The organism is Actinophytocola xanthii, from assembly GCF_001921205.1.
GTDB lineage: Bacteria > Actinomycetota > Actinomycetes > Mycobacteriales > Pseudonocardiaceae > Actinophytocola > Actinophytocola xanthii.
Genome location: NZ_MSIE01000068.1, coordinates 32,546 through 57,322, shown reverse-complemented (window position 1 = coordinate 57,322; position 24,777 = coordinate 32,546). Strand labels below are relative to the sequence as shown.

Sequence of the window (24,777 nt, the reverse complement as noted above, 5' to 3'; positions counted from 1 at the left end):
GCCGCCGCCGCTCCGGCCGGTGGCGACCCCACCGGCGGCATGGACCTCTGACCGGGACACGCATCGGGGGTGGCCCGCCGCCGCGGCCCACCCCCGATGAGTTCCGGACCCGCGCGAGGTCTACCTCGTCGACGCACGACGAGGAGGAGACACGATGGCGGACCTGCGTGGAGTGCTGCAGACCTGGGTCGACAACGGTTCCCTGCCGGGCGCGGTGGGCCTGGTCGCCCACGGCGACCGGGTCGAGGCGGCCGCCGTGGGCTGGATGGACCTCGAGCGGTCCGCGCCGATGGCCCGGGACTCGATCTTCCGCATCGCCTCGCTCACCAAACCCGTGACCGCCGCGGCGGTCATGCTGCTGGTCGACGAGGGCCGGGTGGGCCTCCACGACCCGGTGGCGCGGTGGCTGCCGGAGCTGGCCGAGCCGGTCGTCGTGCGCACCCCGGCGAGCCCGGTCGAGGACGTGGTCCCCGCGGCGCGGGCGATCACCGTGTTCGACCTGCTCACCTCGTGCGCGGGCTACGGGTTCCCCTCGGACTTCACCCTGCCCGCCGTGCGGCTGCTGGCCACGGTGCAGAAGGACGGCCGCGAGCCGGCGAGCTTCCCCCCGGCCGACGTGTGGCTGGCCGAGCTCGCCCGGGTTCCCCTGCTCAGCCAACCCGGCGAGTTCTGGCTCTACGACACGTGCTCGACGCTGCAGGGGGTGCTGGTCGAGCGGGCGACCGGTCGACCGCTGCCGGACTTCCTCGCCGAGCGGGTGTTCGCCCCGCTGGGCATGGTCGACTCGGCGTTCGACGTCCCCGCGGCCAAGCGCCAGCGGTTCACCAGCCACTACCGGGTGGACTCCACCGGTCGGCTCACGCTCGCCGACGGCCCGGACGGGCAGTGGAGCACGCCGCCGGCGTTCCCGCTGGGCTCGGCCGGACTGACCGGAACCGCCGACGACTGGCTGGCGTTCGGGCGGATGCTGCTAGCCGGGGGCGAGACCGCCGACGGCCGCCGGCTGCTCTCGCCCGAGGCGGTGCGGCTGATCACCAGCGACCACACCACCCCCGCCCGGCGCGAGCTCGGCGAGCTGTTCCTCGAGGGCCAGGGCTGGGGGATGGGTGGCTCGGTCGACATCGTGCGCACCGAGCCCTGGCACGTGCCGGGACGGTACGGCTGGGTCGGCGGGACCGGTACCGCCGCGCACATCGTTCCCGCGACCGGCACCGTCGCGATCCTGTTCACCCAGGTGGGGTTGGACGGACCCACGACCCCGGAGTGGATGCGCGACGTCTGGTGTTCCGCCTCCCCGGGGTTTGTCCCGGTTGGTCGCCTTGCGCGGTGAGCGTTCGGCTCGGGGCACGTACCTGTCCACGCCCAGGGCGGCTCAGCCGGGGCGCCGACCGCTCACCCGGGGGCCGGGCGCGAGATAGGGTCGGCCGGGTGGTGAGCGAAGTCGACCTGGTCCTCGCCGACGGGCGGACCCTGCACGCCTACGACACCGGCCCGCCGGGGGAGGCCGACGCGCTCGTGGTCTTCTGGCACCACGGCACGCCCAACATCGGTACGCCGCCGGAGCCCCTCTTCGCCGACGCGGCCCGGCTCGGCATCCGCTGGCTGTCCCTCGACCGTCCCGGCTACGGCGGCTCCACTCCCCGACCGGGGCGGACGATGGCGTCGGTGGCGGCCGACGTCAGCGCCGTCGCCGACGCCCTGGGTGTCGACAGGTTCGCTGTCATGGGTCATTCCAGTGGTGGTCCGCACGCCCTGGCCTGCGCGGCGCTGCTGCCCGAGCGGGTGGTCGCCGCGGTCGCCGTGGCCGGGCTGGCCCCCTACGCCGCCGAGGGGTTGGACTGGTTCGCCGGCATGGCCGCGGGCGGCGAGGCCTCGCTGCGTGCCGCGGCGGCGGGACGGGCGGCCAAGGAGGAGTACGAGACGGGGGCGGAGTTCGACCCGGAGTCGTTCACCGCCGCCGACTACAGCGCCCTCGCCGGGCCCTGGGCCTGGTTCGACGAGGTCGTCGGCCCGGCCGTGGCGGCGGGCGGCGCCGGGGCGGTCGACGACGACCTGGCCAACGTCGGGCCGTGGGGGTTCGACGCCGCCCGGCTCACCCCGCCGGTCCTGCTGCTGCACGGTGAGCGGGACCGCATGGTGCCGGCCTCGCACAGCCGCTGGCTGGCGCGGCGGTGCTCCACGGCGCGACTGCGGCTGTACCGCGACGACGGGCACATCTCGGTGCTCGACCACGCTCCGGCCGCACTCGACTGGCTCCGGGAGACCGTCGGTCATACCGGGGTCTGACCGGCCGCGGGCGGATGTGCCGGCCGCGGCGGCCGGGCAGGCTCAGGCGCCATGACCACCTCACGCCGCTGTTTCCTCACCGGGACGGCCGCCGCCGGCCTGCTCCTCGCCGCGCCGGCGGTGGCCTCGGCGTCCGCCGCGGCCACGTTCACGCTCCCCGCGCCCTCCGGTCCCTACCCGGTCGGGGTGCGTCGCCGACACCTCGTCGACCACGGGCGTCCCGACCCCTGGCATCCGGCGGCCGACCGCGAGCTGATGATCAGCATCTGGTACCCGGCGCACCGCTCGGCTCGCCCCCGCGCGCCGTACCTGGACCCGCTGGTGGCCGAGAAGTACACATCGGACGGTGTGTTCGGACTGCCGGCCAACGAGATCCGCTGGGCGGCTCCGACCGTGACCGCGCGGCGGGGTGCGCCGCCGCTCGGCGTTCACCCCCTGGTCGTGTACCGCCGGGCGCCGGCAACAGCCGCGCGCTGGGCACGGCCCTGGTGGAGGACCTCGCGAGCCACGGCTACGCGGTCGTCACCATCGACCACACCTACGAGACGCCCGTCGAGTTCCCCGGCGGCCGGCTCGTCGAGGCGGGGATCCCGAGCGATCCACCCGACCTCGAGGCGGCGAAGCGCCTGTTCATGGACACCCGGGAGGCGGACGTCCACTTCGTCCTGGACCGGCTGCGGGACGAGCCCGTGGACCTCGGCCGGATCGGGGTGTTCGGCCACTCGGCGGGCGGGGTGATCGCGACCCGCGTCATGCGTGCCGACAGCCGGGTGCGCGCCGGCGCGAACCTGGACGGCTTCTTCGAGTTCGGCCAGAATTATCCCGAACGGGGGGTGGACCGGCCGTTCCTGCTGATGGGTGCCGCGTCCCATCCCCAGCAGCCGCCGCTGTTCGGCGCGGTGCGCACCCACCGCAGCGATCCGGGCTGGGCGGCGTTCTGGAACGCGTCCACCGGGTGGCACCTCGACCTCGCCGTGCCCAGAGGCCGCCACTACACCTTCACCGACGTGCAGTGGTTCCTTCCCCAGCTGGGCTACGACCAGACCGGCCTGCTCGGCGCGGTGGGGCGGGACGTGGTGCACGCCCAGCGGCAGGTGCTCCGGTTCCTCTTCGACACGCACCTGAAAGGACGGTCACGCCCGGTGCCGACCCACCCGGAGGTGGAACGCGTCGACTGACGCCGACCGGTCCGTTACGGACTCGACGCGCGGTCCTCGCGGCCGTCGCCGGTCGTGCCGGTGCCGAGGGCCGCGCGCTGCTCGGGGGTCAGGTCGGCCAACTGCTGGCGCAACCCGGCCAGCTCGGCGCGCAGTTCGGCCACGGCGGCGACCGTGCGGGCCTCGGCGGTCTCCTCGGCGCCGGACAGGGTGCGCACGAACCACGAGGCGACCAACCCCGTGACGACGCCGAGCAGGGCGATGCCGCCGATCATGAGCGTGGCCGCGACCAGCCTGCCCTCGGACGTGACCGGGTACCGGTCGCCGTAGCCCACGGTGGTGATCGTGGTCAGGGTCCACCAGAGGGCGTTGGGGAAGTCGGTGATCGTGGCGTCGGGGGCGTACCGCTCGGCGTCGAGCACGGCGAGCGAGGCGCTGAGTCCCAACAGGAGGGTCGCCCCGCTCGCGTAGAGCGCCACCCGCTGCCGCAGGCTGTGGATCAGCAGGCGGTTGAGCAGCGTGACCGCCGCCACCATCCGCAGGACACGCAGCTGCCGCAGCATCGGCAACACCACGATCGCGAGGTCGAACGGGTGGCCCAGGACGAACGCGAGCTTGCGCCTGGCCAGCGTGAACCGGGTGACGTAGTCGACGGCGAACAGCGACCACGTCACCCAGATCACGGCCTCCAGCGCGGCCCTGGTGCCCTCGGACGCGCTGACGTAGAGCACCTGCACCGCGTAGCAGGCCAGGAACAGCCCGGCCAGGGCGGTCAGCGGCCAGTCCGTCCGCCGCCGCCACGCGGCGAGCCTCGGCTCCTCCTCCGCTCCCGTCCCGGGCCGGGGCGGCGTCTCGCTCGACATGCCCCATTGTTAACCGAGGCGGGCTCAGGAGCTGGCGAGCCCCACCTTCAGCGCCCGGGCGATCTCGACCGCACGTCGGGTCTGGAAGGAGACCGCGTCCAGCTCGAGCTGGCCCGGCGGGACCTGGCCGTTGTTGGAGGTGTGGCTGGCGCCGTAGGGGTTGCCGGCCTGGAACTGGATGGGGTCGGCGTAGCCGGGCGGGACGATGACGCAGCCCCAGTGGTAGAAGGTGTTGTTCAGGGCGGTGATCGTGGTCTCCTGCCCCCCGTGCGCGGTGGCGGCGGAGGTGAACGCGGTGGCGGCCTTGTTCACCAGCTTGCCGGCGCCCCAGAGCGGTCCGGTGGTGTCGACGAACTGCTTGAGCTGGGCGGCCGGCATGCCGTAGCGGGTCGGCGCGCCCAGGATCAGCAGGTCGGCCCAGTCGAGGTCGTCCAGCGTGGCCTCGGGGACGTCCTGGGTCTGCCGGGCGTGGGTGGCCCACCCCTCGTTGCTGGCGATCGCCTCCTCGGGGGCCAGCTCCCGCACCTTGCGCAGGCGGACCTCCGATCCGGCGTGCTCGGCCGCCTTCTCCGCGGCCTGGGCCATCGCGTACACGCTCCCGGTCGCCGAGTAGTAGATGATCGAGGTCTTCAGGTCCGACACTGGGTCCCCTCCTCCTTCGGTTGAACAGTCAACTTCCGGTCGGTAATACCCCCGTGGCGCCTCGCCAACCCCCGGTCACCCCATCGGGCGGCCACGCGCGGCCGGGCGGGGCTAGGGCGCGTCCGCGCAGTCCCGGTCGATGGGCTTCGTGATCCAGGTCGTCGCTGGCAAGGCGGAGGGCGGGCCTCGTACCGGGTTGTACTCGGTCTGTCCGACAACGCGGCCAGCGGCGAGCTGGGCGCGAAGACCGCGATCGAGGGCTGTGCGGACGTGCCCTAATCCCCACGGCCGGGTCGGGCATGTAGGAGGCGTGGACACGGCGACCGAGGACACACCAGCCCGCATCGAGCCCGGTGCTGAGTTCGACGCGTTGTTCGACTCGAGCTTCGAGACGATGAAGCGCCTGGCGTACCTGCTCGGCGCGGACGATCCGGAGAACATCGCGCAGGAGTCGTTCGTGCGGCTGCACGAACGCTGGGACACCCTGGCGGCGCCCGACCGGGCGGCGGGCTACCTGCGCCGCACCGTGGTCAACCTGTCCCGGACCCGGTTGCGTCACCTGCGGGTGGTCCGGCGGGTGCCCGAGGCGCGCCCGATCCACGAGGTGTCGGCCGAGGAGGCGGTGCTGGCCGGCGACGACCACCCGCGCCTGCGCGCGGTCCTGGCCGCGCTGCCCAGGCGGCAGCGGCAGGTGATCGTCCTGCGCTACTGGCTCGACCTCGACCAGAACGCCATCGCCGAGACCCTCGGCATCGCGGTCGGCACCGTCAAGGCCACCACCAGCCACGCCCTGGCCAACCTGCGCCGCGCGTGGCCCGAACGGGGAGAACGCTGATGCCCGAGCTCGAGGACCGGCTGCGTGCCGCGCTGACCACGATGGCCGAGGACGTGCCGGAGAGCCGTGACCCGCGGGGCGACCTGGACCGGCGGCTCGCGGCGAGCCGCCGGTCACGTCACCGGCTGCCCACCCTGGCCGCCGCCGCGGCGGCGACCGTCGCCCTCGCCGGCGTCGTCGCGCCGGTCGCCCTCGACCGCGGTGACCCGGTCCGCGCCGGCCAGGCGCCGTCGACCTCGACCGAGTCCCGCGAAGACTGGCGCGCGGAGTGGCCGGGCTTCGCCACCCCCCCGCTGCCCCTTCCGCTGGGCCGGGAGCCCGAGTCCGGGCTGCGGCTGGGCCTGGCGTACCTGGAGAACGCCGAGGTCGGCTGGCTGCTGTACGAGCTCGGCGAGCCGGGGCCGCACCCGCCGCAGTGGCGGGAGCCGATGGCCGGCCTCGACCTGGAGCGGGCGGTCCTCGCCCCCCGCTCGCCCCTGGAGATGGCCACGCAACTGGAGGCACCACCCGACCTGCTGGCCGAGCTCGAGGGCCTGGTCGTCGTCTTCGCCCGCGACGACGTCGCCTCGATGACCGCCCGGCGGGGCGCCGGCACCCCGGCCAGAATCCCGAGCATGCTCGACGGCCTTTCCGGCAAGCACTTCCTGTTCGACCTGGACGGGCCGGTCGACGGGGCCGTCTTCACCGCCCACGACGCGCGGGGCGACGTCCTCGCGACCGTGACCGGTTGACCGCCGCGGCGTGGGAAGCGCCGCTACCGGGTCGACCCGGGCTGACCGGCCGCTCCGGGGCTGTCGACGCCGGTCATCTCGAAGGCCATCAGGGTGGCGGCGATCCGCGTGGTGCCCGGGGTGCGCGGCGGGTGGGCGAGCTCGTGCAGCTCGGCCATGAGGACGCGCAGCCGGGCCCGGTACTCGGCCCACGCCTCGGGGGAGACCCACAGCTCGGCGTCGGTGACGACCGAGGCCGAGTCGGGCGCCCGCTCGGTGAGCCGCTGGCGGAGGTTGCTCACGATCGCCTCGGTGAGCAGCGGGGAGGCGTCACGGCGGTCGGACAGCGGGCTGCCCTTGACCGTCCGGTACAGGCGCTCGCGGCCGCCGCGCTTGGGGCGCACCTCGGCGAGCTCCGCGAGGCCCGCCCGCTCGAGCGTACGCAGGTGCTGGCTGGCCAGGCCGTGGGAGATCCCCAGCTCGGTGGCGAGCGCTGCGGCGCTCAGCGGCCCGCTCCACATGAGCGAGAGCATGCGCAGGCGCGTGGGGTGCCCGAGGGCACGCAGGACGGGGTCGACCACGACCTCAGTATGCCTACCCCCTAGCAATCGCTAGGGTGTCGCTGTGGACTTCCGTCGGCTCTGGTTAGCGGACGCGGCCGCCCAGCTCGGCATGCGGATGACCTTCCTCGCCGCGCCGCTGCTCGCGGTGCTGTACCTGGAGGCGTCCACGTTCGAGGTGGCGCTGGTGCGCACCTGCGAGACGCTCGGCATGCTGCTGTTCGGCCTGTTCGCCGGGGCGTGGGTGGACCGGGTGCGGTGCCGGCCGGTGCTGCTGGGCACCAGCCTCGGGCGCGCGGCGCTGATGCTGTGGGTGCCGGCGGCCGCGCTGCTCGGGGTGCTCGCGCTCTGGCAACTGTACCTGGTTCTGTTCCTCGTCGGGGTGCTGACCGTGTTCTTCGACGTCGCGCACCAGACGTACCTGCCGCGCCTGTTGCCGCCCGAGGAGCTGGTGTCGGCCAATGCCAGGCTCTCGGCCAACGCCTCGGTCGCCGCGCTGGCGGGAGCCGCCGGCGGCGGGTACCTGGTCCAGCTGCTGACCGCGCCGTTCGTGTTCGTGGTCGACGCGGTGTCGATGGTGTGGTCGGCGCTGTGGATCCGCGCCATCCGGCACCGAGAGCGGCGCGTGCCCCGCTCGCCCGACCGCCACCTCGGGCGCGAGATCGTCGCCGGCCTGCGGTTCGTGTTCGGCCACCCGCTGCTCCGCCCGATCGCGTTGAGCACGGCGACGACCGTCCTCGGCCAGTCCGCGGGGATGGCGGTGAGCGCGGTGTTCCTGGTCCGGGACATCGGGCTCACCGCCGGCGTGATCGGCCTGCTGGGCACCGTCGGCCTGCTGGGCGCCCTGGCCGCCTCCGCGGTGGCCGGCCGGCTGGTGGCGCGGCTGGGGCAGGCCAGGGCGTTGGTGGGCGGCACGCTGCTGCTCGGTCCGGCACTGCTGGCGCAGGCGTTCACCACGCCCGGCTGGGGGCTCGTCTGGTGGAGCGCGAGCGCGCTCGCGGCGAGCTTCTGCATCATCCTCACCGCCGTGGTGCAGGCGACCATCCGGCAGACGGTCTGCCCGCCGGAGCTGCTCGGCCGGGTCAGCGCGACCATGGAGCTGATGGCGTGGGGCGTGATGCCGGTGGGCAGCCTGCTCGGCGGCGCGTTCGGTGCCTGGGCCGGTACCCGGGAGGCCCTACTGGTCAGCGGGGCGCTGGCCTGCCTCGCCGGGGGATGGCTGCTGGTCTCGCCGCTGCGCGGGATGCGCGAGGTGGCCGGCGCCGCGGGTTCCCCCGCGGAAAAAACGTCCTGAACGTGTCGATCCCCGGCGTTCCTCGTTCGACCAGGGGGTGAGAGGGTCCGGAAGAGGGACCCGGGCGGACAGGGAGACACCGACGATGAAGTACATGCTGATCATGCGCGCCGACGACGAGGCCTACGCGTCGATGGGAGATGCCGACTTCACCGAGATGCTCGAGACCATGGGCAGGTTCAACGATCAGATGATCCGGGCCGGCGTGCTGCTGGCCGCGGAGGGCCTCGAGGACCCCGCCGAGAGCGTGGTCGTGGACTACTCCTCCGACCCGCCGGTGGTGACCGACGGCCCCTACGGGGAGACCAAGGAGCTGTTCGGCGGCTTCTACATCCTCAACGTGAGCTCGAAGGAGGAGGCCGTGGAGTGGGCCAAGCGGTCGCCGATGACCGGTCGCGGCTTCAAGACCGAGATCCGCCGGGTCACCACCATCGACGAGTTCCCGCAGGACAACGAGTGGATCCGCCGGGAGCGCGCCTGGCGCGAGGCCACCGGCCAGCTCTGAGCGGGGTGGGCGGAGATGAGCGACCCGACCGGCCGTGAGGCCGTCGCCGCGGTCTGGCGGATCGAGTCGGCGCGCATCGTCGGCGCGCTGGCCCGGTACACCGGCGACTTCGCCCTGGCCGAGGACCTCGCCCAGGAGGCACTGGCCGAGGCGCTGGTGAGCTGGCCCCGGGACGGCGCGCCCCGCAACCCCGCGGGGTGGCTGCTCACCGTCGGCCGGCGGCGGGCCGTCGACGCCTTCCGCCGGCGTTCCGCGCTGGACGAGCGGTACGCCGCCCTCGCCCGTGACCTGGGCGAGGGCGGAGCGTCCGACGGCGGGGAGGTGTTGTGGGACCCCGACCAGCTCGACGACGACGTCCTGGCGCTGATGTTCATCTCCTGCCACCCGGTGCTCTCGCGGGAGGCGGGGGTCGCGCTCACCCTGCGCGTCGTCGGCGGTCTGACCAGCGACGAGATCGCCAGGGCGTTCCTGGTCCCGACGGCCACCGTGCAGGCCAGGATCACCCGGGCCAAGAAGACCCTGGCCGCGGCCCGGGTGCCGTTCGTGGTGCCCTCGGCGCGGGAGCGGACCGAGCGCCTGGGCACGGTGCTCAGCGTGCTCTACCTGATCTTCACCGCGGGTGCCTCGGCGAGCAGCGGCGAGGACCTGATCCGGTTCGACCTCGCCGGCGAGGCACGGCGCCTCGCCCGGGTGCTGGCCCGGCTGGTGCCCCAGGAGCCCGAGGTGCACGGCCTGCTGGCGCTGCTCGAGCTGACCGCCGCGCGTTTCCCCGCCCGGACCGGGCCCGGCGGGGAGCCGGTGCTGCTCGAACAGCAGGACCGCCGCCGCTGGGACCGGTCGGCGATCCGGCGGGGACGAGCCGCGCTGGCCCGGGTCGAACAGGCCGGCCGGGGCCTCGGGGCCTACGGCCTGCAGGCGGCGATCGCGGAGTGCCACGCGACCGCCGACTCGGTCGAGACGACCAACTGGGATCGCATCGTGCTCCTCTACGAGGCGCTGGGCCGGCTCGCGCCCTCACCGGTCGTGGACCTGAACCGGGCGGTGGCGGTGTCGATGGCCCAGGGCCCGGCCGCGGCCCTGCCGATCGTGGACGACCTGGTCGCCGCCGGAACGCTGTCGGCCTCGCACCTGCTGCCGACTGTGCGCGGCGAGCTGCTCGTCCGGCTGGGACGGGGCGAGGAGGCGCGGACCGAGCTGGAGCGCGCGGTGCGGCTGTGCGCCAACGCCAGGGAGCGGTCCGTCCTGGAAGGCAAGCTCGCCGACCTGGACCGCTAGACCACCTGGTGCGCCGCCGGCGGCGTCAGTGCATGGCGATGTCCACCCGGTGCACGCCGCTCAGCGCGGCGGGCACGGCGTGGTCGGGGCGCGCCACGTCGTCGAGTGCGAAGGACCGGACGCGGGTGCCGGAGCCGGTGACCGTGACCTCCAGGGTGAGGTTCCGGTAGGCGAGACCGGACAGCCGCAGCCGGGAGAAGCCGGCCGGCACCACGGGCCGGAAGCGGAGCTCGTCGCCGTCGGGTGCCAGGCCGAGGAGTCCGTAGTGGACCATCGCGAGATATCCCGCGGCACTCCACAGCTGACGGGCCGAGCCGTCCGGCGCTCCGCTGTCCGGGCGGTAGAACTCGTGGTAGGTCGGGGCGCGGCCGGCGAGAGCGGCGAGGGCGGCCAGCTCCGCGGCGAACACCTCGACCGCGCCGCGGGTCGCGGCCGCCCAGCCCCAATACCCCTGGACGAACGGCCACACGGTCGCGTTGTGGTAGTAGTACTCGTCCCGGACCAGCCACGGCTTCCACAGCGGGTACGGCGGCCAGAGGCAGGGCAGGCCGTGCCGGGTCGGGACCACGGTCCGGAGGATCGCGGCCGCCTGGTCGTCGTCGGCCACGCCCCACAGCACGGCCAGCGCGTTGCCCAGGCCCTCCCAGCGGTCGCTCGTCCGGCCGTCGGCGTCCTCGTAGTACGCGTAGTGGCCCCGGTCCGGCTGCCACAGCCGCTCGTTGATCGCCTGCCGGAGCCTCGCGGCCGCCGCCTCGAACGGCTCCGGGTCCTCCCCGAGCAACGCGGCCGCTCGCGCGGCCAGGACGTAGCCGCGGTGGTGGAGAACGTTGGTGCTCAACGCTTTCGTGGCGCCGACGGCCCGGCCGCGGAAGGCGAAGCGCGGCGGGTAGCCGCTGTTGGACTCCATGAAGCTCGCGCAGCCGCGGAACAACCCGCCGTCGGTGACCTCCCGCTCGGCCCGGGCCAGGCTCGCCCTGGTCACCCCGTGGCTCCAGCGCAGGAAGTCCAGGTCGCCGGTGGCCTGGTAGCAGGCCCAGGCGCCCACGGCACCGACGACGGAGTCGGTGAGGCGGGGCCAGCCGCCGAAGTGCGCGGCCCGGTCCTGCGGCCACGCCGCGCCCGAGCCGGCCACGCCGCGCAGGGTGGCGGTGGAGACCGTCGGATGGGTCAGCGCGGTGGCCAGGTCGATGGCGAACGAGGCGTCCCGGACCCAGACCGTCGGCCAGGACTCCCCGGCGACGAACACGCCGCCGGAGACGCTGTCCGCCACGTCCCGCACGGCCTTCGCGTAGGCCGCGTCGTGGGCGGGGTGACCGGAGTCGAAGCTGGGTGGCGCCACCGCGCCCACGCTACCGCCGGCCTCACCGGCACTCGGGCAACCGGTCCAGGATGTCCACGATCTCCCGGAACTGCTCGCTGGTCGCGGCGTGCGGCGCGGCCACCGTGTGCACGTCGAAGCGGTTGCGCGGGGTCAGCCGGTCGGCCTCGGCGATCATCCTGTCCTGCAGGGCGAGTGGGATCATGCGGTCGGCGGTGTGCCGGATGAAGGTCCGCGGGATGCGTCCCCAGGTGTCCGCCCGCACCCGCGAGTCCTCCCGGCCGACGGTGAGCGACTCGTCGGGCTGGAGGTGGGCGAGCAGCGCGTAGAACTCGCTGTCCGGGGCGCCGGCCATCAGCGCCTCCTTCAGTCGGGCGAGCGCGTCCTGGTCGCCGGTGCGGTAGTTGGCCCGCACCGCGCCGACGACCGCCGGGTCGGCGACCACCAGCGAGGCGAGGCTGCCGGCCAGCGTCGAGGACCCCTCCGGCGTGGACAGGTAGTCCTCCGGGCAGGGCAGGTCGACGCAGCAGAACGCGGTGTCGTAGACGACGCGGTCGACCAGGTGCGGCACCGCGTTGCCGACCCGGTTGAGCGTGGCGCCGCCCATGCTGCCGCCGTAGAGGACGACCGGGCCGAACGGGGCCACCGCGCGGACCACCTCGACGGCCGCCGCCTCGTAGGCGTCCAGCCCCACGCCCGCCATCGGCGAGGGGCGGGTCGCCAGCGAGGTCGGGTCCTGCGGGCACTGGTAGTCGTGGGCGAACTGCGCGTCGGCGACGCCGTGCCCGGGCAGGTTCACCCCCACCGTGCGGTGCCCGCGCAGGGACAGCGCGTCGATGCCGCCGGGGGTGCCGCTCGCGCCGGTGACGACGACGAACGTCGTCGTGCCGCGCCGGGGATGCCGCTGCGCCGCGGCCGGGCCGCCCGCGGTGGTGGTGAACCCGGCGGCCGCGATCCCGACGGCGGCGGCGTGCAGGGCGTTCGCCTGGAATGCCTCGTGTCTCCCATGTCCCCAGTGGACCGCGCCGCCGTGCCCCGGCGGGAGCGGCGAACGTGGACACCTGGACCCACGAAAGTTGCCGACCGCGCGGTGGCGGAGGCCGGCGGCAATACGGTGTCGGGGTGAGCAGCCGGCAGACCTCCGACCGGGCCGCCCGCTGGCCGCCGTGGCGGGACGCGCGCTGGCTCGTCCTCGCGGTCGTGCTCTTCGGCGCGATCGACCTGCTCGTCTACGGGCTGGGCCCGCCCACGACCGGCTGGGCCGGCCCGCACGCGGCGCTGCTGCTCCAGCTGTCGGTGGACCTCTCGCTGCTGCTGCTCACCCGCTTCCCGCTGCGGGTCGCCTCGTGGGCGGTCACCGTCGCGGTGCTCATGCTCCTCTCCGAGCAGCTCGCGCCCGGCCTGCTCACCCCCGTGGCGCCCGCGGCGCACGTCGCGTTGCCGTTCGCCACGCCGGCGATCGTCACCAACCTGGTCCCGCTGCGGCGCCGGCGGGTGGTGTTCACCCTCGTCGGTCTGCTCGCCGTGCTGGGCACCCGGTTCTGGGACCCCAGCTGGGAGATCACGCCGCTGGGGGTGGTCAACACGGTGCTCCCGGCGCTCGCCGTGCTGTACCTGCGGGCCAGGAAGGAGCTGGTGGACTCCCTGCGCGAGCGCGCCGAGCGGGCCGAGCGCGAGCAGCTGCTGCTCGCCGAGCAGGCCAGGGCGCAGGAGCGGCGCCGGCTCGCCGAGGAGATGCACGACGTGGTGACCCACCGCCTGAGCCTGATGGTGCTGCACGCCGGGGCGCTGCGCACGAGCTCGGGTGACCCGGCGGTGCGGTCGGCCGCCGAGGAGATCCGGCAGGCCGGTACGCAGGCACTGGACGAGCTCCGGGACCTGGTCGGGGTGCTCAGGGACGCCGGGGAGGCCACCGCGGCGCGGCCGGCCGAGCCGACCGTCCCGGACCCGCGGGCGCTGGTCCACGAGGCCCGCGCCGTCGGCGAGGACGTCGAGTACGAAGTGGACGGTGAGCCGGAACGGGCCACGCCGACCGTCCGCAGGACCGTGTACCGGATCGTGCAGGAGTCGCTCACGAACGCGCGCAAGCACGCCCCCGGCGCCCCGGTGACCGTCGAGCTGACCTACCGCACTGACGGCGTCCACGTGGACGTGACCAACGGGGCGGGCCGTCGCCGGGCCGACGGCGCCCTGGCCGGCAGCGGGTCGGGGGTCGGCCTGCTCGGACTCGGGCAGCGGGTCGAGCTGGTCGGCGGCACGCTGAGGGCCGGTCCGCTGCCCGAGGGCGGCTACCGGGTCGCTGCGATACTGCCGGCCTACGTGCCGACGCGGGGAGAGCCGAGATGATCCGGGTCGTCGTGGTCGACGACGAGCCGATGGTGTGCGCCCACCTGCGGGTGATCCTCGACGCCGCCGGCGACATCGCGGTGGTCGCCGCCGCTCACGACGGCGCCGAGGGGGTGGAGGCGGTCGTCCGGCACCGTCCCGACCTGGTGCTGATGGACCTGCGGATGCCCGGCGTCGACGGCCTGACCGCGATCGAACGCATCGCGACGCTGCCCGCGCCGCCGCCGGTCGTCGCGCTCACCACCTTCGACGCCGACAGCTACGTGCTGCGCGCACTGCGCTCCGGCGCCGCCGGCTTCCTGCTGAAGACGACACCTCCGGAGGACCTGGCCGAGCTGGTGCGGGTCGCCGCGGCCGGACACACCGTGCTGTCCCCCGCCGCGACCGCCCGACTGGTCACCGCCTCGACCGACGGCCGGCGACGCGGCGAGGACGCTCGGGCCCGGCTGCGCGAGCTGACCGACCGCGAGCTGGAGGTGATGTCCTGCCTCGGCCGCGGCCTGTCCAATGCGGAGATAGCCACCGAGCTGTGCCTCTCCGAGGCGACGGTGAAGAGTTATGTCTCGCGGATGCTGGTCAAGGTGGGCTGTCGCAACAGGACCCAGGCGGGCCTGCTCGCCCACGAGGCAGGCCTGGTGGGCTAGGGCGCGTTTGGTGGATCTTGGTCGATGCGGTTCGTGATCCGGATGGTTCCTGGCAAGGCGGAGCGTCGGCCTCGTACAGGGTTGTACTCGGGCGATGCGACAACGCCGCCAGGGGCCATCCGGGCGCGGACCGCGCGGCCGGAGATCCACCAGACGTGCCCTAGGGCGCAACCGTTCCTCCGCGCCAAACCCGCAACCACCAGATCTACGACCATCCATTACAACTCACCTAGTACTGCAACGGCACTCAGGTGAGTGGGTAGCCGCGTCCTTTGTAGTGGCTGAGTCGGGCTTGGTGTTGTCGGCGGCGTCGCCAGGTCGACCAGGCCCAGACGTGTTCGGCGGTGTCGGCGATCCGTAGGACGAGCTTGGTCAACAGGCGGCGGATCTCCGGTAGCGTGAAAGCGATCATGTCTGGCTTGCTCGCGCTGGTTCCCCTTTTGTGGCAAGGGAGCGGGACACGGCCAGCCAGGCGTGGCCGAGCATCGCGAGGGTGATGTGGGGGTACTGTCCCGCCACCGGCCGCGTTGGCCGCGGTGACCAGTGCCGACTCGTTGCAGGCGACCGCTGCCTGCGCGGTCAGGGGCAGTAGTAGGGCGGTACCGGCGGCGAGAACGGTGCCCGCGGCAAGGGTGAGAATTGTGCGATTGTGTCGCATGAGGACTATCCTGGAACTTGGACCGATGGTGGAGGAGCAAGAAGCTCGAACGTCCCGCAGGAGCGGCCACCGGCGGTCAATAACTAACCAGCCTGAACGCTACACCACTTGGTTCGAAATAGCGAACTGATCTTTGATCTCGCGATGGTAGCACAAATCGCGTTCGGCGGGATGGACTTCCACCCGCATCTGGGGTTGTCCTTCATGTCGACAAATTCGCAACAGAGTCCAGTTCTCGTCATATTTGACGACTGTCGCCTCGGGCTTCGCGTTGGTCCCCGTGCGTCCATCTGGGGGACCACGGTATGAGTTGTGTCGATGACGGAGTAGATTGCATTTGTTACCCCGGACCTCGGTGACGTGGCACCTCCGCGACAGAGGCGAAATCAGATCACGAGCTGAGGTCCTTTTCATTCGATTAATCGTAGTCACTCTCGCTGGCGCACCGTCAGCCGAGCCAATCCGACTGTGTTCCAGGAAATGAAGACATGAGAATTCGACAGAACCACCTCCTCCGTCGGGGGATCAGCGGCACGCTGGCAGCGGTCCTCGTGGTCCCGGTCTTATGGGCAGTTGCCCCGTTGACCGCGCACGCCGCGGTCCTCTGTGTCGTGAGCGCCGGTGTGACCCAGACCGGTACGACCGTAGTCGGAAGTCCCGGCAACGACACGATCGACTGTGGCGGCACGGACCCCGGCAAGACGATCACCGGCAACGGCGGAAACGACACGATCACCGGCTCGGCCTTCAACGACACCATCGACGGCGGTGACGGCAACGACACGATCACCGGTGGCACCGGCGCCGACTCCCTGACCGGTGGTCTGGGCGCCGACACGATCTCCGGCAGCGCCGGTAACGACGTCCTCATCGGCTCGTCCAACGACGGCGCCCAGGACAGCCTCGACGGTGGCGACGGCATCGACACCTGTCAGGGCCCGGCGCCGGACCCCGACATCCACGCCAGCTGCGAGAACACGAGCACCCCGCCGGGAACGGGTCCGGGCTCGGGTCTGGGAAACGCGACCGCGCTGTGCACCGCGACCGGCGGTGTGCTGTCCCTGACCGTGAACCCGGTGGGATACATCTGCGTGTTCAACCCACTCCGCCCCGCTGACCGCCGCGTCGCGGAAGCCCGCCGCATCTGCACCGGGTCCGGCGGAACGTTCGTGAGTCTGCTGCTCCCGGTGAGCTACGCCTGCCTCCTCCCGAACGCCCGCTCCGCCAGTTGATCTGGTTTTCTCGCCCTTGATGAGCAGGGTGAGGAGAACGGCCGCGCCCCGGTGGAGCGCGGCCGTCCGGCGTTCGACGGCGGCTGGCAATTCCTACCGAAATCAGGATGCGGTCACGTCCCGATGTCCGGCGAGGACCATCAGCCGGGCCTCGTCGGCCAGCGATTTTTTCGACGCATCCCCGAAATGCCCCGGGCCTCGACTTCCACAGGAGGTGGCGGCGCATTGCCGTCGTCTGGCTCGGTGCTGCGGTCGGGAGGGCTGGCGTCGGCCGGTGTTGTCCGTGTGTGTGGTGGATGTTCGCGGTTGACCAATCCGATCCGTTGTCGGTGGCGAACTACCGGTATCAGACACAGGCGATCGGAAGGCGCTTCATGATGAAGTCGCGTAATGTTCTGTTGGCGATCCCGGTGGCAGGGCTGGCGTTGCTGTTCGGACCTGTCGCTCACGCCCAGCAGGAAGCGGTCCAGATCCAGTTGCTGGATCTCAACGGTACCGGGGCCACTGGTACCGCGATCCTGACTCCGGCCGCCGGTGGTGCGCTCACGGTGTCGATCGAAGCGAGCGGGATGACTCCCAACGCGCCGCATGCTCAGCACATTCACGGGTCGGCGTCGGGCCATGACTTCATGTGCCCGACCAAGTCCGCCGACACCGACGGTGACGGGTTCGTCAACACCGAGGAGGGTCTGCCCGCCTACGGCGACATCTTCGTCTCGCTGACCACCCAGGGCGACACGACCAAGACCAGCGGGTTGGCAGTGGACCGCATGCCCACCGCCAACGCCGAAGGCGTGCTGAACTACGAGCGCACCATCGAGGCGAGCGCGTTGCCCGCGGGCACCATCGAGCACCTCAAGGATCTGCACGTCGTGCAGCACGGCATCGACGTCAACGACAACGGGGCCTACGACATGGAGGCCCTCGGCGAGTCGACCTTCGCCAAGTCGTTGGGGGTCGACGGTATCCCGGAGGAGGCCACGAACCCGGCCACCTGCGGCATGGTCTCCGGCGCGGCTCCAGGCTCGGTGCCGGCCGGCGGTGTCGAAACCGGGTCCGGCCCGACCTCGGGCGTCGGCACGCAGACACTGCTGTTGTCCGGCGGGCTCGTGCTGTTCGGCGCGGCCGGGACCGTGCTGGTGCGCCGACGCACCCGCCGGCAGTAGCCGAGAGACCCCGTCATGACCGTGAAGGTCCACGCTGACCGTCGCCGCCGCGTCCGTAGGGGCGTGGCGGCGGCCGTCAGTCTCGCTGCGACCGGTGTCGTCCTGCTCGTACTCGGCCTGTTGACCCGCCCATCCGCACCGCCGACACCGCCGGCACCGTCCCGGCACGTGGCCGCGCCACCCATGTCGACCACCTCGCCGCAGGAACAGCCCTCGCCCAGCACACCCCGGGCCCTGACCACGGGGCCGCTGATGGACTCGGCCACGCCGGTCGAGATCACCATTCCCGCCATGGACGTTTCCTCCCCGCTGGTCGATCTGGGTCTGCAGAACGACGGCGCGATGGAAGTTCCCCTCAACGGTCAGAACGCCGGCTGGTACACCGGCGCACCAACACCCGGCGCGCTCGGGCCGGCGATCATCGCCGGCCACGTCGACTGGGACGGCCAACCCGGCGTGTTCTACCGGCTCGACACCCTGCGACCGGGCGACCAGATCCAGGTCCGCCGCACCGACGACAGCACCGCCACCTTCGCCGTCACCTCGGTCCAGCAATACCCGAAGAACGCCTTCCCCACCAACAAGGTCTACGGGGCCATCGACCACGCGGGACTACGCCTCATCACCTGCGGCGGCGAATTCGACAGCTCACACAGCAGCTACCGCGACAACATCGTCGCTTACGCCAAACTCGTCAACCCCCGCCCCTGACCGACCGCACCACAGTGACGACACCAGCCGCGCCGCTACAGCCCACCCCGCCGCGGCTGGTATCGCGCCCGGGTGCCCCACACCAGCCAGGGACGACCAGTCGGGAGCGCGTCCGTGACCTCGCGTGACGAAGTGGAAGAGCCCGCGGCCTGCCGACGCGTCGGCAGGCCGCCGGTACGGCTTGAGCAGTGCGAGATACTCGTCGTAGAACGGTCGAACATGCGGCTGCTGACATCGTCGAACAGCACGCGCATCTCCTCGCCTGCTGGCCGCGGCGCGGAAACCGCAGGTCCCGCCGCCTGGCGCGTTCCCACTGCTCCTTGCCGTGACCGAGGCCGGGGTCCTCCTCGACGAAGCCGTGCTTGGCCAGCTCGCGCAGGTGGTAGCTGGTGGCGCCCGTGTTCACGCCCAGCTCGGCGGCCAACGTGGTGGCCGACGCTGGCCCGCGGCGCACCGTGAGATGCGCCGGCGCATCGGATGCGCGAAACGCCTTGAGCACGTCCGGGTCGACGATCTCCTCGGGAGGGGGTGGCTCGGTCACGATCATGGTCACCGCGAGGAGGCAGACCTGACCTCCGCGACCCCATGACGAGGACGGCAGTCGTGTCGAGCGCAGCACAACGCGCCGGAGGCGGTCGAGGCGGCAACCCGCCGGCGCCGGCTCCACGGTGCCCCTCGCCCAGCTCACCGGGAGCGGCCTGCGCCGACGGTCGCGGCTGGCGGGCCACGACATACCGGCGTTTCGTCGCCGCCTGCTTTGTGGGGAGATCGCGCCGTGCCTCTTTCCTCATTTCCCCTCGAGTTCGTCGAGAGCAACGAGTGCGGCGTCGGGGGTTGGGGCGGCGTGGAGATGGTCTCAACGGTCAGACGCGTTGCCCGCTCATCCGACTCTTCGGGGTATTTTCGTGGTGCCGCCACAACTCCAGGTTCCTCGGCGTTCGATGCCTCCAGCAACCGGGGCGCGACGGGGTGTCGCTGGTAGTGGTCTATACAGTGAAGTTGTTCTGGTACTGGGGGTGGACGTGGATCTCAAGGCGCTACGGGCCGCAGTGGTTTCGGCACGGGAACAAGCGGCCGGAGATGAGAGCCGGTTACCTGACTTGGGATGGGCGATCTACGCCTACTGCTTCGAGCTGCGGAATCATCAGGATCCGGTGACGTCCGCCTACCTGGAAATCCTCGAGGAGGGGATCGGCGTGCTGCGGCGGTTGCAGCGACGCGACCAGAGTTTCATCGGGGCTCTCGGACTGATGCTGGGCTGGCAAGGCTACGCACTGCACCAACTCGGCCGGGCTGAGCAGTCCCGGGAGAGCCTGGTCGAAGGGACGGCGTTGTTGCGACAGGGCGCACGTCAACGCGTCGGTACCCAGCAATATGAACTGTACGAGACCCAACTGGCACTGGCGCTGGGTTTGTCGGCGTACGCGCTCAGCGCGGCAGGTGAGCACCAGGCAGCCCTCAGCTCCGCCCGAGAGGCGCTCGGGATCTGGCGCACCCGCGCCGCCGAGCAGCCCGGCCAGCACGATCGCACCGTGGTTCAAGCACTGGACACCGTCTGTTACCTGTTGTCGCTTCGGCGACAGTTCGAGGACGCGTGGGGACCAGCCGAGGAAGCCGTCGCCATCGCACGCAGGATCTACACCGCTGAGCCGAGCGGAGACAACGCGCGGTTGTTGGCCAACGCGTTGGACAGGCTGACGGAGTTGCTCGCGAACAGCAGTCGGTGGTCGGAAGCCCTTCCCCTGCTGGAAGAGTCGATCAGTCTCTACCGGGTGGCCGGCCGACGAGGGACGTTCAAGTACTCCCTCACCCACGCGACGGCGCTGAACAACGCGGCCAAGGCCTACCTCCAGCTCGGCCAACGTGCCCAAGCGGTGTCGCGGGTGCAATCGGCCGCGGTGAGGTGCGCTCTGTGCGCGCGTCGAACCGCTGATGTGGCGACCTTGCAGACAGTTGCACAAGACATCATCAACGTGCTCGGCGAGGTGGGGTTGGACAATATGGCTCGGACGCTCGCGAAGGGCGTGAACCGCCGCCTCTCGGGAAAGGCGTCGGCGTTGTCCAAGCTGTTCGGACCGTTCCGGTCCGGCTGACGTCGTCTCATGGCCCGTAGTGGACGAACGGCGCCCACAACGCCGGGTCGCGAGGGAACCGTGCCCGGAGCCGGACCGTCACATCGTGCAGTGCCACCGCGGCGCCGTCGGCTGTTGGCGCGTCCCCGAGACTCCGGTAGAACCGGCGGGCGGCCATCGCGGCCACTCCGTCGTTGACCGGCCACAGCGTCGCCACCACGTGCCGGTACCCGGCGAGCCGGAACGCGGAGGCCAGGTGCATTGCCTGATCGGCTTGGAAGAGACTGCTCTGCCCGGTCGAGCACGCCGACAGGTATGCCAGTTCCCCGTCCCGGACGCCGGCGCGGCCGATCTCCGGGACGCGGAGCACCCTGTCGTGCAGGTACAGCCCACTCGCGGACGCTCGTAAGGGGTGGCTCGTCGCGTGGCAGCCGAAGTGCGCCCACCCCGCGTTCGGCAGCGCGGCGAGAACAGCGTCGGCGGTGGCTTCGGCGTCGAGCAGCATGGTCGTGTCCGGGGACCGCTTACGCAGGTGGTCGGCTTCGCGAGCGGTGGCGGGCAGATCCGGCATCCCGGCGGTGTGCTGGACCGCGACAGCAAGCCGTGTTCGTGCGCCCGGTTGTTTTCGCGTGCGTACGAGCGCGTCGATGGTCGGCGTGTAGGAGCTGACCACCCGGTCCAACGCGCAGGGCCCGTCCGAGATCCCGGCCGCGTGTAGAGGCAGGAGTCCGAGCGATCCTGTGGCCACCCACCAGATCCTGGGCAGAGCCGAGGTGGGGCCTGCTGTGGTGGCACCGATGGCGTCGAGCACCGGCCCGGCGACGTTGTCCCACAACCAGGCGAGCATCTCGTCGTCCGCGCCGCGTGCCACTGCCACTTGGGCCTGGCGACCCGGCTGGTCGGACAGCATCTCGATGCCGGCCAGCACGTTCGCTCTGTCGCGCACGGCCGTCAACGTCAGATCGGGCAGCGGGACGTGTACGGCATCATCGTCGCGGAGCACCACAGCGCCGCCGCCGATCCTTCCTGCCGTGACCAGCACGATCGCACCGTCGGTGATGACACGGCGAAGCCGTGTGGGTGTGGGCCGGCGGAGGAACTCCGCCCAGCCGGGCAGCTCCCGGATGCGGTTGAGCAGCGCGCTCCAGTCATCGGTGACCCGCTGCGGTGAGATGCGGCTACCGGGCGCTGCGGCGAGGTCGTGCAACCGGCCGTCGAGCCGGGCGCGGGCGGTGCTCTCTGTTGCCAGTCGTCGAAATTCACCAGCGAGATCCGGGGCGACGGATTCGAGTTCGTCGAGCTCGGTGCCGGTGTCGAGGCTGTGAGAGAGCACCGTGCCGCGACCTGTTTCGGCGAGTTCGACGGCGCCTTCGATGTCGCCGATGGCCAGGTGCACCGCGGTCGCGTCACTGACGAGATCGCCGGCGGAGGAGAGCTGGTGTTCCTGGTCGGTCCAGCTGAGGCCGAGTGGCGCGCATTCCGGGAGGAGTTCGACCGCTCGGCGCAAGGCTGCGGCGGCCTCGGGCAGCAATCCCGCTTGCAGGGCCAACTGCCCGATGTTGGACTGCGTCGCGGCGAGTAGCGCGGGGTCGTAGGCCGGTGCTCTTTCGACCATGAGGAGAAGGCGCCTGACGGCGTCCGCCTTGCGACTGGTGTCGATCCCGGGTGCTTGGTAGGCGACGGCGAGATTCCGAAGCCTTCCCAGGAGTTGCGCGGGGTGTGTCGCCGCCACGACCTCCTCGATGAGTTGGACGGCCCGGTCGAGATCGCTGGGATCCCTGTCGGCCTCGTTCCGGCTGACCAGCGCGCCTGCCAACACATCAGCAGCGTGGGTCCATCGCGGATGTGGCCGCGTCAGCCCCGCCACAGCGAACTCACCGTGCTCGATGGCGCCCTGCAGCGCGCCGGCCTCACCCGTCACCTGGTACCGGGTCAGGTGGTGGACCGCGAGCTCCGCGTGCAGCGGGGGCCGCTCGCCGGGAGGCGCGACTGCCAGCGCACGCGTCGTCAGAGAGGTCGCGGTGTCCATGTCCTCCGGGTCGCGGCTACGCTCGAACTGGGACACATAGGTGCCCGCGAGCGCGGTGAACACCTTCGGAGCCTGCGGATCGCCTTCCCGCAGAACACGCATGGCACGGTGACCGAGCTGGATCGCCTGATCCAGGTCGGCGGCCGCGCCGAAGCGCTCGAATCGCTTCCTGTACGCCACGCCGAGGCCCGCCAGGCACGTCACCCGGGCCTCCGGCCCCAGGCCGGGGTGGGCCAGGGCCTCCTCGGCGAGGTCGATCCCGGCGTCGAGGTCGCGATAGTCCCCACCGTGGTCGAACCGCCTGGTCAGAGTCACGACCAGGTTGAAGAGGGCGACGCCTGCGTAGTCGGGGGTCGTTGTTCGACGTGCCTCCCGTGCCAGTTCGAGTTCGCGGTCCAACTCTGCGTCGTCGCCGGTCAGCGCGAACCGGGCGTTGTGCACCATGGCGAGTTTGGACAGCAGTTCAGCGTGGTGGGGATGGTCCTCACCGGTCGCCGCAGCCGCTCGCTGGGCATGTGCGAGCGCGTCCTCGAGGTCTTGGGCCGATCCAGTGACGCGATATCGGCTCAGCAGGTTGAAGGAGAGGTCGGACTCGAACGTGACGGCGTCGTCGCCCTCGAGAACGCCGTCGTTCACGGCGTCGACTCGCGCGGCAATCGACGCATCGAGATCGCGAAGGTCACCCTCGCGTTCGTACCGGTCATCGTACCCGGTCGCGAGGAGGGAGAGCAGTATCCGCCGATAGGGATCGTTCACGCCGGTGACGGTGAGGCCTTGTTCGGCGCAGCGGATCTGTTCACCGGATTCGCCGGCTTGCTGATAAATGTGAGCGAGCCGGGTGAGCAGGACCGGAGACTGTCCGGTCAGGTCCAGTGCCGTCTCACACGCCGAGGCAGCGAGTTCGAGGTCGGAGTGCGCTCGACCCGCTTCGTGGAAGTGGATGACGTGGAGCAATGCCAGTTCGGCCAGCGCGGGACCGCGCTCGGGAGCATCGGGTGGCAGCAGCGTCAAGCCTCGCTGGAACGAATCGAGCGCTGCCTCCAAGTCACTGAGCGCCTCCTGCCGGTGGAACCGGGAACGGAGAGCATCACCCAGGACGAGGTGAAGCCGCCCGAGCCCAGGGTGGTCCGGTGACAACCGCGGCAGCTTGTCGCGGAGGACCTCGATGGCGGTGTCTCGATCCGGCCAGCTCGTCGCCGGATCGAGGACCGAGTCCACGGCACCGGCGACCAACTCGCTGACGCGTCGTCTGTTCCACCCCCAGCCCATGGGATCAATCCTGCCCTAAAGTGGATCGTGTGACGAACGGGCATTCGCAGTCGGCATGGCGCACTGAACTCCTGTCGGCTCTCGACCAACTCAGCTCGCTGCGCGACGACCTGCGGTCAAGCGAGTCACCGATCGAGCCCGACCTACTGATGGAAACCGTGGAGCTGGTGGCCAAGGCAGAGCGGGCCGTATTCGAACTCACCCGAACCAATCCAGGGGTTGACGTCGATGCGGTGCGCGATCTGGGTAACCGAGGTATCGACTTCCTGACAATCGCGTCGACGGTGGGAATCACCACCGTCCTCCTGCCTTTCTTGCAATCCCTGGTACAGAACGCGGGCAACGATGTCTACAAGGCATTGACCAAGCTGGTTCGGTCGAAGACCCGACACAGCGATCAGCGCGACGATCCGGAGCGGATCGTGCTGGACGACAAGCAGTCAGAGGTACGCGTCATCATCGATTCCTCGGTGGATCGCGCCGCCGTCGACTCCCTGCGCGAGATCGACCTGACCGATCCGGCAATGCGCCACACGGTCCTCCGGTGGAACGCGGACAAGGGTCAGTGGTTGCCCGACTCCACGACCCAACCCGTGAGCTTCTGGTTGCCGGGGGATCCACTCGACGTCCGAGACGGGGCACCCTGAGAAAGACTCCCGATCCGGGACGAGGCAAGGACGTACACCATGGCGGGGTGCGTTGAACCCCTGGTTCCGCCCGCCGCAACTCGGGGTTCTCACGTTCCTGAGATGCATGGCGAGGAACCTCAGCCATGCCTCGGCCTGCTGAGCCCGCCACGGGCCCACGGTCGCTGTCAGGCTGGCGGGGCTGGGATAACGAGCGGGGATGAAACCGTCGAGCAGGTGCTCCTCGATCTGTGCCCGCGTCTTGAGAGGTCGGTCCAGCAGTACGGCGGGGTCGGCGGCCGTTTCCGCGTACGCGGCCCGGGCCAGTGCTGTGGTCGGCGGTCTGGACAGCGCCTGCGCGAGCGGCCCGGTCGGGTCCTCGCGTAGCCGCATGAGAACAGGCGTCCATTTCTCCCGATCGTGCTCGGGAGTTGCGTCCCGCAGGTACTTCTCGACGACCTCTTGCTCCAGCGGAGCGAGGTGGATGACCGTGGCCTCGGCGAGCGTCTCGATGTCGTGCGCCGAAGAGGCCATGCGAATGTGTGTGTACTCGGTCGGTCGACTGGTCAGCGCGAGGGG

General features: G+C 71.4%; 22 protein-coding genes. 15 read left to right on the top strand and 7 right to left on the bottom strand.

The genetic code is table 11. The annotated features are described in order from the left end of the window. Positions 1-154: 154 nt before the first annotated feature. From BU204_RS30570 to BU204_RS30560, 3 genes are all read left to right on the top strand, one after another. Positions 155-1,330 carry a serine hydrolase domain-containing protein gene (locus tag BU204_RS30570; protein WP_075129254.1) on the top strand — a complete coding sequence of 392 codons (1,176 nt, stop codon included), beginning with the start codon at positions 155-157 and terminating at the stop codon, positions 1,328-1,330. Between the two features lie 98 nt (positions 1,331-1,428). Beyond that, positions 1,429-2,286, top strand: coding sequence for an alpha/beta fold hydrolase (locus BU204_RS30565; RefSeq protein WP_075129253.1), 858 nt, complete (start codon positions 1,429-1,431; stop codon positions 2,284-2,286). 488 nt (positions 2,287-2,774) lie between these two features. Then, a complete protein-coding gene (locus BU204_RS30560; RefSeq protein ID WP_075129252.1) occupies positions 2,775-3,464 on the top strand; it encodes an alpha/beta fold hydrolase in 690 nt (229 codons plus the stop codon). Between the two features lie 14 nt (positions 3,465-3,478). Here BU204_RS30560 and BU204_RS30555 read toward each other — a convergent pair whose 3' ends face one another. After that, a complete protein-coding gene (locus BU204_RS30555; protein ID WP_083661778.1) occupies positions 3,479-4,306 on the bottom strand; it encodes an ion channel in 828 nt (275 codons plus the stop codon). A gap of 24 nt (positions 4,307-4,330) precedes the next feature. Next, positions 4,331-4,948, bottom strand: coding sequence for an NAD(P)H:quinone oxidoreductase (wrbA, locus tag BU204_RS30550; protein ID WP_075129251.1), 618 nt, complete (start codon positions 4,946-4,948; stop codon positions 4,331-4,333). 310 nt (positions 4,949-5,258) lie between these two features. Between wrbA and BU204_RS30545 the strand changes: the two genes are divergently transcribed. Both BU204_RS30545 and BU204_RS30540 read left to right on the top strand, forming a co-directional pair. Continuing rightward, complete coding sequence (locus tag BU204_RS30545) at positions 5,259-5,783, top strand: sigma-70 family RNA polymerase sigma factor (RefSeq protein ID WP_075129250.1); 525 nt, start codon at positions 5,259-5,261, stop codon at positions 5,781-5,783. Then, positions 5,783-6,514, top strand: a complete 732-nt coding sequence (locus BU204_RS30540) for a hypothetical protein (RefSeq protein ID WP_075129249.1) — start codon at positions 5,783-5,785, stop codon at positions 6,512-6,514. The genes BU204_RS30545 and BU204_RS30540 overlap by 1 nt, the downstream gene beginning before the upstream one ends. A 23-nt stretch (positions 6,515-6,537) precedes the next feature. Here BU204_RS30540 and BU204_RS30535 read toward each other — a convergent pair whose 3' ends face one another. Then, entirely contained in the window at positions 6,538-7,074 is a 537-nt protein-coding gene (locus BU204_RS30535; RefSeq protein ID WP_075129248.1) for an ArsR/SmtB family transcription factor, read from the bottom strand. 43 nt (positions 7,075-7,117) lie between these two features. Between BU204_RS30535 and BU204_RS30530 the strand changes: the two genes are divergently transcribed. From BU204_RS30530 to BU204_RS30520, 3 genes are all read left to right on the top strand, one after another. Then, positions 7,118-8,347, top strand: coding sequence for an MFS transporter (locus tag BU204_RS30530; RefSeq protein WP_075129247.1), 1,230 nt, complete (start codon positions 7,118-7,120; stop codon positions 8,345-8,347). Between the two features lie 85 nt (positions 8,348-8,432). Continuing rightward, positions 8,433-8,852 carry a YciI family protein gene (locus tag BU204_RS30525; RefSeq protein ID WP_075129246.1) on the top strand — a complete coding sequence of 140 codons (420 nt, stop codon included), beginning with the start codon at positions 8,433-8,435 and terminating at the stop codon, positions 8,850-8,852. A 15-nt stretch (positions 8,853-8,867) separates the two neighbouring features. Further along, positions 8,868-10,127, top strand: coding sequence for an RNA polymerase sigma factor (locus tag BU204_RS30520; RefSeq protein WP_075129245.1), 1,260 nt, complete (start codon positions 8,868-8,870; stop codon positions 10,125-10,127). 25 nt (positions 10,128-10,152) lie between these two features. Here the strand turns inward: BU204_RS30520 and BU204_RS30515 are convergent, their stop codons facing one another. Next, positions 10,153-11,466 (bottom strand): MGH1-like glycoside hydrolase domain-containing protein, encoded by a 1,314-nt coding sequence (locus BU204_RS30515; RefSeq protein ID WP_143229870.1) that lies wholly within the window; start codon positions 11,464-11,466, stop codon positions 10,153-10,155. 22 nt (positions 11,467-11,488) lie between these two features. Next, positions 11,489-12,274 carry an alpha/beta fold hydrolase gene (locus tag BU204_RS30510; protein WP_332888599.1) on the bottom strand — a complete coding sequence of 262 codons (786 nt, stop codon included), beginning with the start codon at positions 12,272-12,274 and terminating at the stop codon, positions 11,489-11,491. Between the two features lie 293 nt (positions 12,275-12,567). On the opposite strand from BU204_RS30510, the gene BU204_RS30505 reads away from it, so the two are divergent. From BU204_RS30505 to BU204_RS30485, 5 genes are all read left to right on the top strand, one after another. Then, positions 12,568-13,791, top strand: a complete 1,224-nt coding sequence (locus BU204_RS30505) for a sensor histidine kinase (RefSeq protein ID WP_075129242.1) — start codon at positions 12,568-12,570, stop codon at positions 13,789-13,791. Continuing rightward, positions 13,788-14,435 carry a response regulator gene (locus BU204_RS30500; RefSeq protein ID WP_075129241.1) on the top strand — a complete coding sequence of 216 codons (648 nt, stop codon included), beginning with the start codon at positions 13,788-13,790 and terminating at the stop codon, positions 14,433-14,435. Before BU204_RS30505 ends, BU204_RS30500 begins: the two co-directional genes overlap by 4 nt. Positions 14,436-15,581: 1,146 nt before the next feature. After that, positions 15,582-16,325, top strand: coding sequence for a calcium-binding protein (locus tag BU204_RS30495; protein WP_083661775.1), 744 nt, complete (start codon positions 15,582-15,584; stop codon positions 16,323-16,325). 296 nt (positions 16,326-16,621) lie between these two features. Beyond that, a complete protein-coding gene (locus BU204_RS30490; RefSeq protein WP_143229868.1) occupies positions 16,622-17,491 on the top strand; it encodes a hypothetical protein in 870 nt (289 codons plus the stop codon). Positions 17,492-17,659: 168 nt separating this feature from the next. Beyond that, positions 17,660-18,202 (top strand): class F sortase, encoded by a 543-nt coding sequence (locus BU204_RS30485; RefSeq protein WP_233160758.1) that lies wholly within the window; start codon positions 17,660-17,662, stop codon positions 18,200-18,202. Here the strand turns inward: BU204_RS30485 and BU204_RS30480 are convergent. Next, positions 18,186-18,749 (bottom strand): winged helix-turn-helix domain-containing protein, encoded by a 564-nt coding sequence (locus BU204_RS30480; protein ID WP_233160762.1) that lies wholly within the window; start codon positions 18,747-18,749, stop codon positions 18,186-18,188. The genes BU204_RS30485 and BU204_RS30480 overlap by 17 nt on opposite strands. Positions 18,750-19,218: 469 nt before the next feature. Here BU204_RS30480 and BU204_RS30475 point away from each other — a divergent pair, with 469 nt between their 5' ends. Continuing rightward, entirely contained in the window at positions 19,219-20,295 is a 1,077-nt protein-coding gene (locus BU204_RS30475) for a tetratricopeptide repeat protein (protein ID WP_143229867.1), read from the top strand. Between the two features lie 7 nt (positions 20,296-20,302). On the opposite strand, the gene BU204_RS30470 is transcribed toward BU204_RS30475, so the two are convergent. Next, on the bottom strand, positions 20,303-23,572 hold the full coding sequence (locus tag BU204_RS30470) for a CHAT domain-containing protein (protein ID WP_083661774.1): 3,270 nt from the start codon (positions 23,570-23,572) through the stop codon (positions 20,303-20,305). Positions 23,573-23,601: 29 nt separating this feature from the next. On the opposite strand from BU204_RS30470, the gene BU204_RS30460 reads away from it, so the two are divergent. Then, the gene (locus BU204_RS30460) at positions 23,602-24,219 is read left to right on the top strand and encodes a hypothetical protein (protein WP_075129234.1); all 618 of its coding nucleotides are present in this window, start codon (positions 23,602-23,604) and stop codon (positions 24,217-24,219) included. Positions 24,220-24,777 lie beyond the last annotated feature (558 nt).

Excerpts from the sequence above, each read along its gene's own strand:
- BU204_RS30570 (WP_075129254.1), top strand. The coding sequence starts at position 155 with ATGGCGGACCTGCGTGGAGTGCTGCAGACCTGGGTCGACAACGGTTCC.
- BU204_RS30555 (WP_083661778.1), bottom strand. The coding sequence starts at position 4,306 with ATGTCGAGCGAGACGCCGCCCCGGCCCGGGACGGGAGCGGAGGAGGAG.
- BU204_RS30540 (WP_075129249.1), top strand. The coding sequence starts at position 5,783 with ATGCCCGAGCTCGAGGACCGGCTGCGTGCCGCGCTGACCACGATGGCC.
- BU204_RS30525 (WP_075129246.1), top strand. The coding sequence starts at position 8,433 with ATGAAGTACATGCTGATCATGCGCGCCGACGACGAGGCCTACGCGTCG.
- BU204_RS30520 (WP_075129245.1), top strand. The coding sequence starts at position 8,868 with ATGAGCGACCCGACCGGCCGTGAGGCCGTCGCCGCGGTCTGGCGGATC.
- BU204_RS30500 (WP_075129241.1), top strand. The coding sequence starts at position 13,788 with ATGATCCGGGTCGTCGTGGTCGACGACGAGCCGATGGTGTGCGCCCAC.
- BU204_RS30495 (WP_083661775.1), top strand. The coding sequence starts at position 15,582 with ATGAGAATTCGACAGAACCACCTCCTCCGTCGGGGGATCAGCGGCACG.
- BU204_RS30490 (WP_143229868.1), top strand. The coding sequence starts at position 16,622 with ATGTTCGCGGTTGACCAATCCGATCCGTTGTCGGTGGCGAACTACCGG.
- BU204_RS30480 (WP_233160762.1), bottom strand. The coding sequence starts at position 18,749 with ATGATCGTGACCGAGCCACCCCCTCCCGAGGAGATCGTCGACCCGGAC.
- BU204_RS30470 (WP_083661774.1), bottom strand. The coding sequence starts at position 23,572 with ATGGGCTGGGGGTGGAACAGACGACGCGTCAGCGAGTTGGTCGCCGGT.